Annotated in this window: 13 protein-coding genes; 3 read left to right on the top strand and 10 right to left on the bottom strand. The window is 62.2% G+C overall.

The window, feature by feature from the left end; translation table 11 throughout:
- Window positions 1–178: 178 nt before the first annotated feature.
- From LF599_RS14080 to LF599_RS14050, 7 genes are all read right to left on the bottom strand, one after another.
- Complete coding sequence (locus LF599_RS14080; protein WP_279521217.1) at window positions 179–1,768, bottom strand: N-acyl-D-amino-acid deacylase family protein; 1,590 nt, start codon at window positions 1,766–1,768, stop codon at window positions 179–181.
- A gap of 34 nt (window positions 1,769–1,802) precedes the next feature.
- Complete coding sequence (locus LF599_RS14075) at window positions 1,803–2,996, bottom strand: YgeY family selenium metabolism-linked hydrolase (protein ID WP_279521216.1); 1,194 nt, start codon at window positions 2,994–2,996, stop codon at window positions 1,803–1,805.
- A gap of 12 nt (window positions 2,997–3,008) precedes the next feature.
- Complete coding sequence (locus LF599_RS14070; protein WP_279521215.1) at window positions 3,009–4,475, bottom strand: pyridoxal-phosphate dependent enzyme; 1,467 nt, start codon at window positions 4,473–4,475, stop codon at window positions 3,009–3,011.
- A 20-nt stretch (window positions 4,476–4,495) separates the two neighbouring features.
- Window positions 4,496–5,761, bottom strand: a complete 1,266-nt coding sequence (gene thrC, locus LF599_RS14065; RefSeq protein WP_279521214.1) for a threonine synthase — start codon at window positions 5,759–5,761, stop codon at window positions 4,496–4,498.
- Between the two features lie 81 nt (window positions 5,762–5,842).
- Window positions 5,843–6,877, bottom strand: a complete 1,035-nt coding sequence (locus LF599_RS14060; RefSeq protein WP_279521213.1) for a TRAP transporter substrate-binding protein — start codon at window positions 6,875–6,877, stop codon at window positions 5,843–5,845.
- 24 nt (window positions 6,878–6,901) lie between these two features.
- On the bottom strand, window positions 6,902–8,185 hold the full coding sequence (locus LF599_RS14055; RefSeq protein ID WP_279521212.1) for a TRAP transporter large permease: 1,284 nt from the start codon (window positions 8,183–8,185) through the stop codon (window positions 6,902–6,904).
- Window positions 8,185–8,724, bottom strand: coding sequence for a TRAP transporter small permease (locus LF599_RS14050; RefSeq protein ID WP_279521211.1), 540 nt, complete (start codon window positions 8,722–8,724; stop codon window positions 8,185–8,187). Before LF599_RS14050 ends, LF599_RS14055 begins: the two co-directional genes overlap by 1 nt.
- Window positions 8,725–9,080: 356 nt before the next feature.
- On the opposite strand from LF599_RS14050, the gene LF599_RS14045 reads away from it, so the two are divergent.
- Together LF599_RS14045 and LF599_RS14040 are read left to right on the top strand one after the other, a co-directional pair.
- A complete protein-coding gene (locus LF599_RS14045) occupies window positions 9,081–10,847 on the top strand; it encodes a sigma 54-interacting transcriptional regulator (protein ID WP_269943553.1) in 1,767 nt (588 codons plus the stop codon).
- Between the two features lie 412 nt (window positions 10,848–11,259).
- On the top strand, window positions 11,260–11,571 hold the full coding sequence (locus tag LF599_RS14040) for a TIGR03905 family TSCPD domain-containing protein (protein ID WP_279521210.1): 312 nt from the start codon (window positions 11,260–11,262) through the stop codon (window positions 11,569–11,571).
- Window positions 11,572–11,789: 218 nt separating this feature from the next.
- On the opposite strand, the gene LF599_RS14035 is transcribed toward LF599_RS14040, so the two are convergent.
- Entirely contained in the window at window positions 11,790–12,152 is a 363-nt protein-coding gene (locus LF599_RS14035) for a hypothetical protein (protein WP_279521209.1), read from the bottom strand.
- On the opposite strand from LF599_RS14035, the gene LF599_RS14030 reads away from it, so the two are divergent.
- Window positions 12,129–12,752, top strand: coding sequence for a hypothetical protein (locus LF599_RS14030; RefSeq protein WP_279521208.1), 624 nt, complete (start codon window positions 12,129–12,131; stop codon window positions 12,750–12,752). The two genes, LF599_RS14035 and LF599_RS14030, sit on opposite strands and share 24 nt — an antisense overlap.
- Window positions 12,753–12,951: 199 nt before the next feature.
- Here LF599_RS14030 and LF599_RS14025 read toward each other — a convergent pair whose 3' ends face one another.
- Together LF599_RS14025 and LF599_RS14020 are read right to left on the bottom strand one after the other, a co-directional pair.
- A complete protein-coding gene (locus LF599_RS14025) occupies window positions 12,952–14,475 on the bottom strand; it encodes a two-component system sensor histidine kinase NtrB (protein ID WP_279521207.1) in 1,524 nt (507 codons plus the stop codon).
- Between the two features lie 35 nt (window positions 14,476–14,510).
- On the bottom strand, window positions 14,511–14,942 hold the full coding sequence (locus tag LF599_RS14020; protein ID WP_269943559.1) for a sigma-54-dependent transcriptional regulator: 432 nt from the start codon (window positions 14,940–14,942) through the stop codon (window positions 14,511–14,513).
- Window positions 14,943–14,948: the final 6 nt, after the last annotated feature.

The raw sequence follows: 14,948 nt of genomic DNA, 5'->3' as shown, positions 1-14,948 counted from the left end.
CCGCGACGCGCGTTATCGATAAGCTCCCGGAAAAAGGATTCACGGCCGAAGGCGTTCGTTCGCGTCATACGAAGCGGCGAGAAAAAGTTTGTGGAAATAGAGGGAAAGCCCGGAGAGAGGGAGAGAATCACCCTTGTCGCAAGGTTTTTTCTTTCCCTTTCCCCGGTTTTGGGAGGCGCTATTCGCCCGGCCTGAGGACCTTGCCGGGAGGAGTCGGATTTTTTGTAGCGCCGTCGCCGTGGACGATGACGCCGTTTATCATGACAAGGTCGATGCCGGTCGGGTGCTTGCGCGGGTCGGTGTAGGTGCCCTGGTCGCGCACTGTGTCCGGATCGAAAAGGACGACGTCGGCGTGATGGCCGGGCTTGAGCAGCCCGCGCCGGTCGATGCCGAAGGTTTCGGCGGGCTTGCCGCTCATTTTGCGGACAGCGGCTTCGAGAGACATGACCTTTTCCTCGCGCACGTACTTGCCGAGCACCCTGGGGAATGCCCCGTAGGTGCGCGGGTGGGGCGTGCCGCCGAGGAGACCGTCGGTGCAGACGTTCATTTCCGGGCGGGCCATGAATGCCTTGACGTGTTCCTCAAGGCCGTAGAAGTCGACCATGCCCACCGCGTTTTCCTCCTGGAGCAGGAGATCGAGGGCCGCTTCGAGGGGCGGTTTGCCGCGCATCTCGCCCAGCTCCACCAGGGTCTTGCCGATGGCGTCGCGGTTGGCTTCGGTGCGTACGCTGGTGACGAAGATGCCGTCCACGCCCGCGAAGGCCACGAAGTTGTCCCAGCCGTTGATGCCCTGGCGGATGTCGCGGAGCATTCTGGCGCGGGCCGTTTCGTCGGTCAGCCGTTCCAGGAGCCTGTCCGTGCCCCCGGCATGGGCCCATGGGGGAAGGATGGCCCCGAGCATGGTGGACCCGGCCACATAGGGATACTGGTCGATGGTGACCTTCAGCCCCTCGTCGGCGGCCCGGTCGAGCAGTCCGAGGACGCGTTCGAACTTGTCCGCGTTGTTCTTGCCGCAGATCTTGAAGTGGGAGAAGTGGACGTGGACCCCGGTGCTCCGGGCGATGTCCAGCACTTCGGCCATGGACTCCAGGATGGTGTCGGCCTCGCTGCGCTGGTGGATGACCAGCGGACGGCCGAACTCGGCGGCAACGGAGCAGAGGGCCTCCATCTCGGCTTTGTCCGCATAGGTGCAGGGCGGGTAGATGAGCCCGGTGGACAGGCCGAAGGCTCCGGCTTCCAGCTCGCGGCGGAGCACGGCCTGGAGCAGGCGCAGTTCGTTTGGTCCGGCCTTGCGGTCGTCCAGCCCCATGGCCTCCATGCGCACGTTGCCGTGCGGAACGAGATAGCAGACGTTGGTCCCTACGCCGCCTTGTTCGAGACGATCGAGGTAGCCGCCGGTAGTCTGCCATCCCCAGTCAAGAGTGTCGGACTCGCCTTCGAGGCCGCCGAGGTTCTTGCGCCACGCCTGGATATGCCGGTGCGGCAGGGGGGCCATGGAGACGCCGTCCTGTCCGAGTATTTCAGTGGTCACGCCCTGTCGGATCTTGGGCAGGATGAAGGGGTCCTCCATGACCACCAGGTCCGAATGGGAGTGGGTGTCGATGAAGCCGGGGCAGACCACGCGGCCCTTGGCGTCGATGGTTTCGTCCGCCTCGGGCAGGTCCGTCCCTACATGGGTGATGAGGCCGTTCTCGACGCGGACGCCGCCCGGCACCGACGGCTTGCCGGAGCCGTCGATGATGCGGGCGTTGTTTATGCGTATGCTCATGGTTGTTCCCGTATGGTTGCGGTCGGCCGGGGGCTTACTCGCACCGGAGCAGGGCTTCGATGATGGCCTTGTAGCCCACGGTCACCTTGTGCAGTTGGTCCACCTCGATGTGCTCGTCGATGGTGTGGGCCAGGTTTTCGCGGGAGGGGCCGTAGCCCAGTGTGCGGATTCCCGCCTCGCCCGCGTAGTGGCTGCCGTTGGTGCAGAAGGAGTAATGGGACAGCCCGGGAGCGAGTCCGGCCTCTTCCAGACCGGCCAGGGTGGCGGCCACGAAGGGGGCGTCGGCGTCATAGAGCCAGCCGGGGAAGAACCGTTCGCCCTGGATGTGCACGCCGGTGTAGCATTGCTCCTTGCCCTTGGCGAAGTAGACCTTGGCCTTGAAGTCCGGGTTGGCCTCGGAGAGCCGGCTGATGGCCTCGTTGAACGGGGCCAGGACCGATTCCGGGGTCTCGCCCACCAGAAGCCTGCGGTCGTAGGTGGCCCGGCAGCCGCTGGGCACCACGGACGAGCCTGGGTAGGGTGTGGACTTGATGTCCGTGAGCACGCAGATGCCCTTGCCGAGCACGGGCTGCTCGGGGTCCTCGATCCCGTCGATCTCGCGGATGAGGTCGGTCATCAGGTGGACCGCGTTGACGCCCTTGTCGGGATTGGCCGAGTGGGCCGGGACGCCCATGGTCTCGACCACTATCTCGGCGCGGCCCCTTTGCCCGATCTTGAGGTTCAGCTCGGACGCCTCGCCGATGATGACGAAGTCGGGCTTGACCTCGGCGGAGATTTCGCGGGCGGCGATGCCCTCGAAGAGCTCCTCGTGGACCACGCCCGCCACGCAGATTTCACCCGCGAACTTGCCCCTGGTTTCCTTGGCGAACCACGCCGCGGCCCCGACCATGGCGGACAGGGCGCCCTTCATGTCGGAGGTGCCGCGTCCGTAGACCTTGCCGTCCACGATGTCGCCGCCGAAGGGGGACTGGGTCCAGGCGGACGGATCGGGCACGGGAACCACATCCATGTGGCCGTCGAAGAGGATGCACGGGCCGGGCTTGTCGCCCTTGATGCGGCCGATGACGTTGCCGTAGCGGTCAATCGTGACGCGGTGGAAGCCGTTGGCCTCCATGGCGGCGGCCAGGGCCTTGGCGACGTCGCCCTCCTCGCCGGAGACGCTGGGCAGGGAGACCAGCTCCTGGCACAGCGCAACGCTCAGGTTGCCGTATTTTTCCTTGTTGGACATGGTCGCCTCCCCCTAGCCTTCGAGCAGGCCGGTCCGGGCGTTGAATTCGTTGATGAGCTTGTCCACTTCGGGGGCGAGCTTCTGGATGTTTTCCCAGTAATGCTCGTCGTACCACTGGGCCTGGATGTCTTCGAAGGCCATGCCCTGCTGTTCGATCCAGGTGTAGTACTTGAGGTTGTGGATGCGCTTTTTGTCGTAGTAGCCCAGCTCCAGCATGTTGTCGATGGTGGTGGAGGCCAGCACTCCGCGGGAGTAGGCGGCGTCGTCGGCGTCGTATTCGCCGCGTTCGGCGGTCAGCTCGGCCAGGCGGCTCTGGTACATCTCCATGGAGTCCGTGGCCACGGTCAAGACCACGTCGTCCTCGCCCAGTTCGTAGTATTTGGCGAACTTCACGGCGGAGATCATGTTGGCCACCGAGGAGATGCCGAGCAGGTTCAGGTTCTCGGCGATCTCGGCCGGGACGCCCTGCGCCTTGAGGGCTTCGATGCCAGCGGGCTCGTTGAACAGGCGGATGAGGTCCATGGGGACTTCGTCGTCCACGGCGATGGCCATGTCGGTGTTGCGCACGTTGTGAACCCAGGGCACGTGCTTGTCGCCGATGCCCTCGATGCGGTGCGCGCCGAAGCCGTTGTTGAGCAGAGTGGGGCACTGAAGTGCCTCGCAGGCGGCCACCTTGAGGTGGGGGAATTGCTGCTTGAGGTAGTCGCCGCTGGCCAGAGTGCCGCCGGAGCCGGTGGACAGGACCACGCCCCGGAACCGCTTGTCGGCGTCGTCGGTCAGGCTTTCGACCAGTTCGGCCATGGCCCGGCCGGTGACGGTGTAGTGCCACAGGTAGTTGCCCATGTCGTCGAACTGGTTGAAGATCATGATGTCATCGCCGGAGTTGCGCAGTTCCCAGCACTTGTCGAAGATTTCCTTGACGTTGGACTCGGAACCCGGGGTCTTGATGGTCTCGCCCGCCACCTTGGACAGCCAGTCGAACCGTTCCTGGCTCATGCCTTCGGGCAGGATGGCGATGGACTCGCAGCCGAGCAGGTTGGAGTCATAGGCGCCGCCGCGGCAGTAGTTGCCCGTGGAAGGCCAGACGGCCTTCTGCTTGCGCGGGTCGAACTGGCCGGTGACCAGACGGGGGGCCAGGCAGCCGAAGGCCGCGCCGACCTTGTGGGCTCCGGTGGGGAACCACTTGCCCACCAGCAGGACGATGCGCGCGGGCACGCCGGTCAGGGACGAGGGCAGCTCGATGTGGTTGACGCCGCCGTATTCGCCTCCGCTGGCCGCAGGCTCGTTCTTCCAGGTGATGCGGAAGAGGTTGAGCGGGTCGAGGTCCCACAGGCCGAGGGAGCCGAGCTTCTCCTTGATGGAGGCCGGAATCCGCTCGGGGTGGCACATCTGCTCCAGGGTGGGGATGACGATATTCTTTTCGCGAGCGCAGGCCACGGCGCTTTCCAGGCCCTGCTGGTTGATGGTCAGGTCAAGCATGGTTGTCTTTCCTTTATCGGTTAATATTCTTGGTTTTTCATTGCTGCTTCGAGAGCTTCCAGAGTCGGCGCGATGACCGCCGGTCCCGGGCCGCACGCCTTGATGGTCGAGTCCACGTCCTTGAGGCCGGAGCCGGTGACGAGGAGCACGCAGGTCGAGTCGCGTTCCACCAATCCCTGGTCCAGGGCGGCGTGCAGACCGGCCAGGGGCGCGGCCCCTGCGGGTTCGGCGAAGACGCCGGTGCTTTTGGCCAGTTCGGGGATGGCCGAGAGGATGGCGTCGTCGGACACGCGCAGGAACGCCCCGCCCGTGCCGGTCACGCTTTTCATGGCCTTCACCCGGTCGCGGGGCAGGCCCGCCGAGATGGAGTCGGCCACGGTATTGGCCCGGATGGCCGGAAAAGTTGCCGGATCGGCTCCCCGCTCCCAGCACTGGAACAGAAAGTCGCTGCCTTCGGCCTGGACGCCCATGAGCCGGGGAAGGCGGTCGATCCAACCGAGGCGGTGCATGTCGAGAAAGCCCTTGTGCAGGCCGGAGATGATGCATCCGTCGCCCACGCCCACGAACACGGCGTCCGGGCACTGCCAGTTCAACTGTTCGCAGATTTCGTAGGCTGCGGTCTTCTTGCCTTCCGCCATGTAGGGGTTGAAGCCGGTATTGCGGTTGTACCAGCCGAATTCGGCGGCGGCGGAGAGGCAGAGTTCGAAGGCGTCGTCGTAGGTGCCGTCCACCAGGAAGACCCGTGCGCCATAGGCCAGGAGCTGGGCCACCTTGGCCCGGGGGGCCGAGCGGGGCACGAAGATGGTGCACGGCATTCCGTCGGCGGCGCACATGCCCGCCAGGGCGGCGGCCGCGTTGCCGGTGGATGCGGTGGTTATCATGGAGGCCCCGGCCTCGCGGGCCTTCATCACGGCGAGCGAGCTGGCCCGGTCCTTGAGGGAGCCGGTGGGCTGGCGGGAGTCGTCCTTGACGTACAGCGAGTCGAGGCCCAGGGAATCCGCCAGGCGGCGGCCTTCGTAGAGGGGGGTCCAGCCAACGGCGGCGGCCGGGGCCGGGGTTTCGGGCAGGACCGGCAGGAGCGCGCGGTAGCGCCACTGCGTGCAGGTCTTGTCCTCGGCGAGGCTTTCGGGGGAAATTCGTCGCCCGATGGCGTCGTAATCGTATTCGATGTCCAGGATGCCTTCGTTGCCGTGGTCGGGGCAGACGTAGCCGGTCTCTTCGGGGAGGTAGGTCTTGCCGCAGAGGGTGCAGCGCATACCTGTGACGTGGTCGGGCCGTTTTGTCATGTTCATGTCTTTGCGTGCGGGGTTGATGCGGCCGGGCGGCGGGACATCCCCGCCGCCCGGCCGTTCAGGCTTGTGGAAGGATTATTTGGACGCCTCTGCGATGGCTTTCAGGAACTCGTTCAGCATTTCCTTGCCCTCTTCACCGAAGGCCTCTTCGAGGTACTTTTTGACCGCAGGCTGGGAAGCAGCGCGGAAACGCTCCTTCTCGGCCTCGGGCAGGGTGTAGACCTCCATCTTGGAGGACAGGAAGGGCAGGCCGCGATCGGACGCCTCGATGGCGTTGGCAACGCCGCGGGAGACAACAATGGCGGTCTTGGCGGCGCTTTCCACGACCACTTTTTCGGCCGGGGTGAGGGAGGCGTAGAACGCCTCGTTCATGAGCCAGACGTGGGGCGCGAAAAGGTGGTTGGAAATGGTCAGGTACTTCTGGACTTCGTACAGCTTGGCGAACTCGACGATGGGCACCGGGTTCATCTGGCCGTCGGCAACGCCGGTCTGGAGGGAGGTGTAGACCTCGGACCAGGCGATGGACACGGGCTGGCCGCCCAGGCTGGAGACGAGCATCTTGTGGGTATCCAGGCCCATGGTGCGGATCTTGAGACCCTTCATGTCTTCGAGGGTCTTGATCGGGCGCTTGGAGTTGGAGAACTGGAAGAAACCGCCGGAGTCGGAGAAGCCGAGGCACTTCAGGCCGGTCTTGGCGGTGATGTCGTCACCCAGCTTCTTGCCGAAGGGGCCGTCGAACACCTCGTAGGCAACGGCGTGGTTGGGGAAGGCGAAGGGCACGTCGAGCACGGAGATCATGGGGTAGACGCTGCCCACCGCGCCCACGGAGTGCACGCCGAGCTGGATGATGCCGGCCTTGACCTGCTGGACCACTTCGGCGTCCTTGCCGAGCTGGCCGCTGGGGAAGATCTGGACTTTGACTTCGCCGTTGGTGCCGGATTCCACCAGGTTCTTGAAGACCACGGCGGCCGCGCCGGACGGGTTGTCGAAAGCGCCGTTCTTGTTCAGGTGGTGCATCTTGATGACTTTGGCGGCCAGGACGCCCTGGGCCGAGCACAGCAACAATGCCGCCGCGGCGATCAACACAGTCAGTTTCTTACCGATTCTCATAGGTTCCTCTCATGGTTTGTTCCGCTACATGTCGAGCAGAAGGTTTGGGAAAAACATGGCCAGGTCGGTCCAGAAGGTGGTGATGATGAGTATGCTCACCTCCACGAGTATGAACGGCCACAGGGAGGCGCTGATACGCTCGATGCGCTCGCCCGTGACCGAGGAGAGTACGAATATGCAGGCCCCAACGGGCGGGGTCATGAGCGAGATGTTCAGGGTCAGGACGATCATCACGCCCGCGTGCACGGGGTTCATGCCGATGGCCTGGGTCAGGGTGCCGAGCATGGGGGTCAGAATGATGAGCGCCGCGTTGATGTCCATGAACATGCCGATGGCCAGCAGCATGACCAGGATCATGGCTTTTATCATCCATGGAGTGGTGGACAGGGACAGGAAGGCGTCCGCGATCTGCTGCGGAATCTGCATGAAGGTCATCCACCAGCTCAGAATTGAGGCCGAGGCGATGATGAGGAAGACCACGCCGGTGATCCGGGCCGTGCGGATGAGCATCGACACGATGTCGTTGAAGGTCAGGGTGCGGTGGATGCACACCCCCACGAACAGGGCGTAGAACACCGCGATGGCCGCTGCTTCAGTGGGAGTGACCACGCCGCCGAGGATGCCGCCGAGGATGATGGCGGGCATGATGAGGGCGAGGATGCTGCCTCTGAAGGCGTAGAGAATCTCCCGCAGGGACGGGCTGCCTTCCTTTTTGGGCAGGCCGAGCTTGCGGCCCAGGGCCACGATGAGCGTCATGCACACCAGGCAGATGAGCAGGCCGGGCAGGATGCCCGCGGCGAACAGTCCGGCGATGGAGACGCCTGCCAGCGAGCCGTAGATGACCATAAGGTTGGACGGGGGGATGGTGGGACCGATGATCGATCCGGCGGCGGTCACGGCGCAGGCGAACGGCCGGGAGTAGCCCTGCTTGACCATGGCCGGGACCAGGGTGTTGCCGAAGGCCGCGGTGTCCGACACGGCCGCGCCGGTCATGCCCGCGAAGAGCACGGAGGCGAGCATGTTGGAGTGCGCGAGCCCGCCGCGCATGTAGCCGACCAAGGCGTCGGCCAGGTTGGCGATGCGCTGGGTCATGCCCACACGGTTCATGATTTCACCCGCGAGGATGAAGAAGGGCATGGCCATGAAGGTGAACAGGTTGAGCCCCTCGAAGAACCGCTTGGGGGCCATGACCAGGAAGTTGTCTCCGCCCACCTGGACGAGGCCGATAACGCCCGCGATGCCCAGAACGAAGCCGATGGGGACGCCGATGAGCAGCAGACCGAAGAAGACGATGGCTACGGTAAGCATTAGGAAGCCTCCTTTCTGGTGAAGAGGGGATCGATCCGGGCGGCGTCGCGGATCATGACCGCGACGATCTGGAAGGCCGTGAGGCCTGCGGCGACCGGCACGGAGGTGAAGGGCACAAGCATGGTTATGCCGAAAATGGTGGCGAACTGGTGCGCACCCTGTCCGGCCATGGTCACGCCGTACCACGCGAGGAACAGGAAGAAGGCCAGGCCGAGCAGGTCGAGGACCATGCGCGCCGGGAGCTGCCAGTTCAGCGGGAGGCGTGAGAAGACCAGATCCAGGCCGATGTGCTCACGCCGGTAGGCGCAGCAGGGCACGGCCAGGAGCGCGGCCCAGATCATGAGATAACGGGCCATTTCCTCGGTCCAGGTGGCTCCCATGGCCAGGGCGTAGCGTTCGAGAATCCCGAACCAGACCACGCCGATCATGGCGGCTACCAGGAGGGCGCAAACCCGTTCCAGGATATGGTTCAGTCTGAAGGCGACACGTTCAACGGCGCCTGCCAGGTCGACGAATGGAGTTGTTTTTTGTGTTTGCATAGCGTGCTTGGTTAAAGTGATGCCCCTTAAAAGCAGATACTGTGCCAGTGTTGCGGCCCTCCTCATGTTTTTTTTTGCCCTTTTTGGTATTTATAAAAAAACCATATAAAACAAGATGTTAAAAGTGTAATAGATTGCTATTTTGTCATGCATGCGTTTGAAGTTATTTCTTGAGCCTCTTTTGATTTACGTTTATGTCATAGATGTTTTCATTTTGATAATACTGTCCGTTTGTCAGGACAGCGTGTCTAAAGCGTCGCGATGCGGGACAGTTATGCATCGGCCCGGACGGGCGGAACTTCGTGGCGGTATCGTTTTGATACGAAAAAGGCGGCGGTTGGCCGGAGGAGCGCGGCGTGGAATTGAATACGGAATATGTTCCCGAAACCCTGTGGGACATCAGCGGGGCCGCGTCCAAGTATGCGGCGGTTATTTCCCGGGTGCTCCGGGTGGATGTGGAGATAGTGGACGGCAGCCTCTACCGCGTGGCGGGGACAGGCCGGTTCGCCGGACTTGTGGGCAAGCAGATGTCCTCGGCCAGCGGAGTGTACCGTCAGGTCCTCAAGACCGGACGGCCGTTGGTCATCCAAGAGCCGGGCTTTTCCGAGTTCTGCGCCGGATGCCCGAACTGGCGGTGCTGCGACGAGACCTTCGAGATGAGCACGCCCATCATATATAAAGAGGCTGTGGTCGGGGTCATCGGATTCGTCTGCTTCACCGAGGAGCAGAAGGACCATATCAAGGACAATTTCGAAGTCTTTTTCGACTTTCTGACCCAGATGGCCGACATTCTCGCCTCCAAGGTGGTCGAATCCATGGAATTGGCCCGGAGCAGGGCGTTGGGAGAGCTGCTTGAAACCGTTGTGGACAAGGTGGATGAGGGCGTGCTGCTGCTCTCACGGGACGGGCGCATCGTCCGTTCCAACCGCGCCGCCCAGCAAATTCTCGATTTCCCGGTGGAAGAGCAGGAGTCCATCGCCGTGAACCTGTCGCGCGGCGAAAACCGGCTTTTACAATATTCGGAATATACGGTTAGCCTTCTGGGCCGTTCGCATTATGTGGCCGGGAACGAATACAGCCTTCAGCACGGTGAAAGCTCAAGCATGTTCATGTTCCGCGATGCCCAGCTCATGCATGACAACGCCCTCCGTCTGGCTTCCTCTCATGAACGGCTTGGCCTTGACGCCATCCTCGGGACTTCGGAGGTCATCGCCACCCTCAAGGAGCAGGTGTCCAGATTCGCGGATTCGAGTTCAACCGTGCTGGTCACCGGCGAGTCGGGCACAGGCAAGGAACTCGTGGCCCGCGCCCTCAACGAGGAGGGCGGTCGCCGCGAGGGGCCTTTTGTCGCCATAAACTGCGGAGCCATCCCCGAAACCCTGCTCGAAAGCGAGCTGTTCGGCTATGTGGGCGGCGCCTTTACCGGGGCCAACCCCAAGGGCAAGATGGGCCGTTTCGAACAGGCCAACGGCGGCACCCTGTTTCTCGACGAGATCGGCGACATGCCGCTGCATCTCCAGGCCAAGCTCCTGCGCGCGCTGGAACAGCGCGAGGTCACCCGCCTGGGCTCGACCCGGCCCACGTCCATTGATGCGCGCGTGGTCTCGGCCACCAACCGCAATCTTGAGGAGATGGTTCACAGCGGCACTTTCCGCGAAGATCTGTTTTACCGCCTCAACGTCATCCCCATCCATATCCCGCCCCTGCGCGAGAGGCCGCGCGACATTCACCTGTTGTCCAAGGTGTTTCTCGAACAGAGCATGGCGCGGTTGGACAAGGAGATTCTGACCATCAAGGAGAGCTTCTGGACCACGGTGAGCGAGTATCACTGGCCGGGAAACGTGCGCGAACTGCAAAATACCATCGAGTACGTGGCCAACGTCGTGGACTCGCCCGCCGTCATCACCCGCGAGACACTGCCAATCAAGGTCCGCTCGGGCGGGCACGAGTCCGAGTACGCCGACTACAACCTTGAAAACATGGAGCGTACCGTCATCCAGCAGGCGTTGAAGGCCTTTGGCGACGATGATTCCACCAAGGCAGCCAAGGAACGAGTCGCCCGCAAGCTCGGCATCGGCATCGCCACCCTCTATCGCAAGATCAAGAAGTACGGTTTGGAATAGGCGGGGAGGGCTCTTGTGCCCCTCTCCTCGTCTGAACTGTGGAACCGTTTTGTGGTGAGGGGGGGCAGGTTGATTCACTTGTTTTGTCGGAGTTCATGGGCGGAGGCCGGGTAAGCGGAATAATGCTGAGGGATGGACGCGGGAGCCTTTTCTGTACGGTTTTTGGGACAGAATTTCGGCAATATATTGAGGAGAATGCGGGGAAGAGGGAAAAGCCCTTTTGTCCTTGCGCAATATGCCACCGGGGGGTATGTTGCGCATCTCGTCGCCAAGCAGGTATTTGCGTCGGGGCTTTGCCCCGGATCTGGACCGTGGACCGCCCCCCGGGCGGGAAGCGGTTTTTCGTTGGCTTGCGACGGAGCGTCCACTGGAAAGTCCATTTTATTAACCTTAACCACCCCTTGCCACAGACATGAAAACCAATCTATCCGAACTCTCCCCGCTTTCCCCTTTCGACATGACCGCCCCCGAAGCCGGGGATTTCGAAGTCTTCAAGCCCGAGAAGGTCTGTTCCAAGCTGATCCGCTACAGGGTTGTGGATGACCGTTTGACCGACCTCGAATTCACCGGGGGTTGTGACGGCAACCTCAAGGCCATCTCCGCCCTGGTCGAGGGCATGAAGGTCGAGGACGTGGTGTCCAAGCTCAAGGGCATCACCTGCGGGAAGAAAAGCACTTCCTGTGCGGACCAACTCTGTATCGCGCTCCTTGGCGGCGCACACTAGATTCCAAGCCGTTTACCATGCCCCGGCGGCCGTCAGGCCGCCGGGGCAGTTTCCCTTCCGCTTATGCGGGGGCACAGTCTGCCGGTTCCCTGCGACTCGTCCCGTCCCAGGCGCGTAATCTCCGCCGCGTACCTTTTCGACATCTGAAAGCGTTATTATTTTTCAACCTCCTTTTCCCGGCGGCCCGCAAGGCCGGTAAAACGGGGGTTGGACCGCCTCTACGCCCATTCGGGAGTCTGGTTGTCTTCGATCTCCGGCAGGGCCGCTTCGCACTTCTTTAGACGGCAGCCTATCGAATCCATTTCATATTCTTTCCGGATTGTGGCGAGATGCCCTTTTCTATATGCCGAAAACGCGCAAACTCCTTTGCAACGGTCGCGCAATATTACGCCAGCATGAACAGAATCTGGCAAAGTTGGCTGTTCCGGCAATCTAGCAAGATTAATTGAATAGTAATATCGGATAGTTGAAGAAAAAATATTCCAGAATGACTGTGCGGCACACCCTATGCAAAGTGGGGAGTCAAGAAACGCGACCACCAAAAAGGAGTATGGATAATGGAAATAGTTTTCACAGCTCATGGTCACTCCTGCGACCTGGCCCTGCATCCGGTATCCGAGAAGACGGCACGTTCCATTGAGAAGTATGGCCCTGAAGTCTATTCCATGAAGGCTCTGGAATGGTGGCGGAAGGGCAAGACGGCCACCTGGGGTATGCGCATCGACGATGCGTGCAGCATCCAGGTCAGGGTTGATGGCGAGCTCATTGATTTCGACTATGGGAGCATCATCGCCAATCCGTTGCGCATTCGCCGGCGCATGTACCTCGACAGCCGCGCCAAGTATCTCTGCGTGCTCGGCTTCGACAACGAGGTTTGCAAGTTTTCCTGGAAGTGGAGCGATGTCTCCGAGTACGACCCCTCCAAGTTCGAGTTCATGGTTCACCAATGGGACCGCATCATGGGCGAAGAGGGATATTACATCCTGGACGAAATCCGATACGGCAACGAGTTCGCCTCCAGTCACGACTGGTGCGACGCCTCGGGTTTCACCCTGGTCCCCCCGCGTATCATCGACCTCGAGGAGGTCAGGCGCGAACTGGCCGAGGGCGGTCCGGAACACATCGGCCCCGCTTTCCCTTCCCTCCATCACACCACACCTACTCCCAAGTCCCCGGAGTAATCCGGGCACTCCTCTTCCCGTCAGGGGCATCCGCAAGCCCCGCTGGGCAAGCCCCACGCACTCACCGTGCGTGGGGCTTCAAGTTTTTCGGCTGCGAAAAGGGTCGGGGTTCGGTTGGCGCGTCCGGTTTGTAGGGGGAGCGGGAAAAAGGCCCCGCCCCCCGCGTTCCTGAACGCGGGGGGCTCAATCAACGGTGGGGCTAGTTCGGATCTGATTCGGCTTCGGACGGGTGCTCAACGTCCATGGCAGGCTGTAGGCGCAGGGTGACGGTCGTTCCCTCTCCGGGGCGGCTGGCCAGGGTCACGCTGCCCCCGGACTCCTCAATGATTTTCTTGATCAGGGGCAGGCCCAGGCCGTTGCCTTCGTCCTTGGTGGAATAGAAGGGGTTGAAGGCGCGGTCCAGCTCGGTTTCGCTCATACCCGTGCCCTGATCCCTGATCTGGGCGATCACGTCACCGCCGTCCATGGTCAGGGAGATGACCACGTCGCCGCCGCCGGGCATGGCCTCGATGGAGTTCTTGATGATGTTCACGAGGCACTGCTTAAGGGAATCGGCGTCGCCTTCCACGGACGGCAGGTGATCGTCCGCCTCGACGCTGATGACGTATCCCTGGCGGCCGTAGCCCACATCCATGAGTTCGGCCGCATCGCGGCTGACGGCGACCATGTCGACGGTGCCTCCCCGTCCGTGGGACGGGCGCACGAAATTGAGCATGTTGGTCAGGAGCTTGTCGAGTCGCTTGGTCTCCTCGACAATGATCTGGACCTTTTCCCGTTCCTGCGTGTCCAGCTTGGGCGATCGGAGAAGGGCGTTGGCAAAACCGCCCACGGCATAGAGCGGATTGCGGATTTCATGGGCCAGATAGGTGGAGATCTCGCCGATGATGGCGAACTTGTCCTGCTGTTGCTTGAACTTCTCGCGATGGGTGCGTTCGGTGATATCCCGATGCATGACCATGATGTGGGACATCTGGCCGCGCATGTCGAAGATGGGGTAGGCGTAGAGCCTGTAATATTGGAGCAGTCCGCTGCCGTTGACCCTGGTGACCAGGGCCTCTTCCTTGCGGCCGCTGAGCAGGGTCTTGTGAAAGGGGCAGACCGGGTCGAGCTGGTTGCAGAATGTCGAGCCGTCGCGCAGCCTCGCCGCCATCCAGCATGGCTGGCCGAGCAGCTCCTTGCGCGGCACACCGGCCCGCTGCCAGACGGTGCGGTTCACGTCCTGGATGTTGCCGCTCTTGTCCAGGAGGAAGATATCCTCGCGGATTTCGTCGATGATGGACTGGATCAGGGAGCGCTGGTGGTCCAGGCTGGTCATGTAGTTGCCCTTGACCACGGCCATGTCGTGCAGGCCGCACAGGAAGATGAGCTCCCGGTGGTCGATCAGAGAGATGGACGGCGGCAGCTCCTGCCTGAGCCGGGCGGCGATTTCGTTGTCGCCGGTGATCTCCACCACCAGATTGATCTCGGGGTGGGCGTCGAGCATTTCCCGGTAGGTGGGATAAACCGGACAGGTCTCGCAGTCCTCGGGCAGCGGATGGGATTGGGGGGCGTTGCTGATGGCGGCAAGACACATCTCGGGCAGGAATTCGCGGAATGCCTCGTTGTAGATGATGTCCAGCATGACCTGAAGCATGGGGCCCGTTCCCACCACGCCCACGTTGAAGGGGCCCAGCGTGCCGTTCCAGTAGCAGATACCGAGATTTTCATATGCGAAGTCGTCCATGAACAGCCTCCGGGGGCGTCTTCGGGGTCGGCGTCCTACTTGTCCGCCGACCCGCCAATGAGTTCCGACATGCCGATCGCGCCGTGCCGCAAAAGCTTGCGCTCCATGGCCCGCTGCACGGTCTCGACGATTTCCGGCAGGGAAGCGGGCTTGAGCAGATAATCGAAGACCCCGTTGTGGAGCAGCTTCATGGCGTCGGTGATGGAAGTGTGTCCGGTCAGGCAGACGGTCTCCACGTCGAATCCCTGAAGCTGTATCTCGCTGAAGGTCTCCGCGCCGGACATGCCTGGCATTTTCATGTCGAGCAATACCACGTCGAACTGGTTCGTGGCCAGCTTGTTCAGGGCCTCGTGCCCGTTTTCCGCAGGCTCCACGGTGTAGCCCTCGGCGCGCAGCAGGCGGCACAGGGATTTCCGGAAACGCTCCTCGTCATCGACTACGAGGATTTTCGCCTTATGGGTCGTCATGATGCA

It is taken from the genome of Pseudodesulfovibrio thermohalotolerans (genome assembly GCF_021353295.2).
Taxonomy (GTDB): Bacteria; Desulfobacterota; Desulfovibrionia; order Desulfovibrionales; family Desulfovibrionaceae; genus Pseudodesulfovibrio; species Pseudodesulfovibrio thermohalotolerans.
This window is presented reverse-complemented; position numbering and strand designations above follow the sequence as displayed.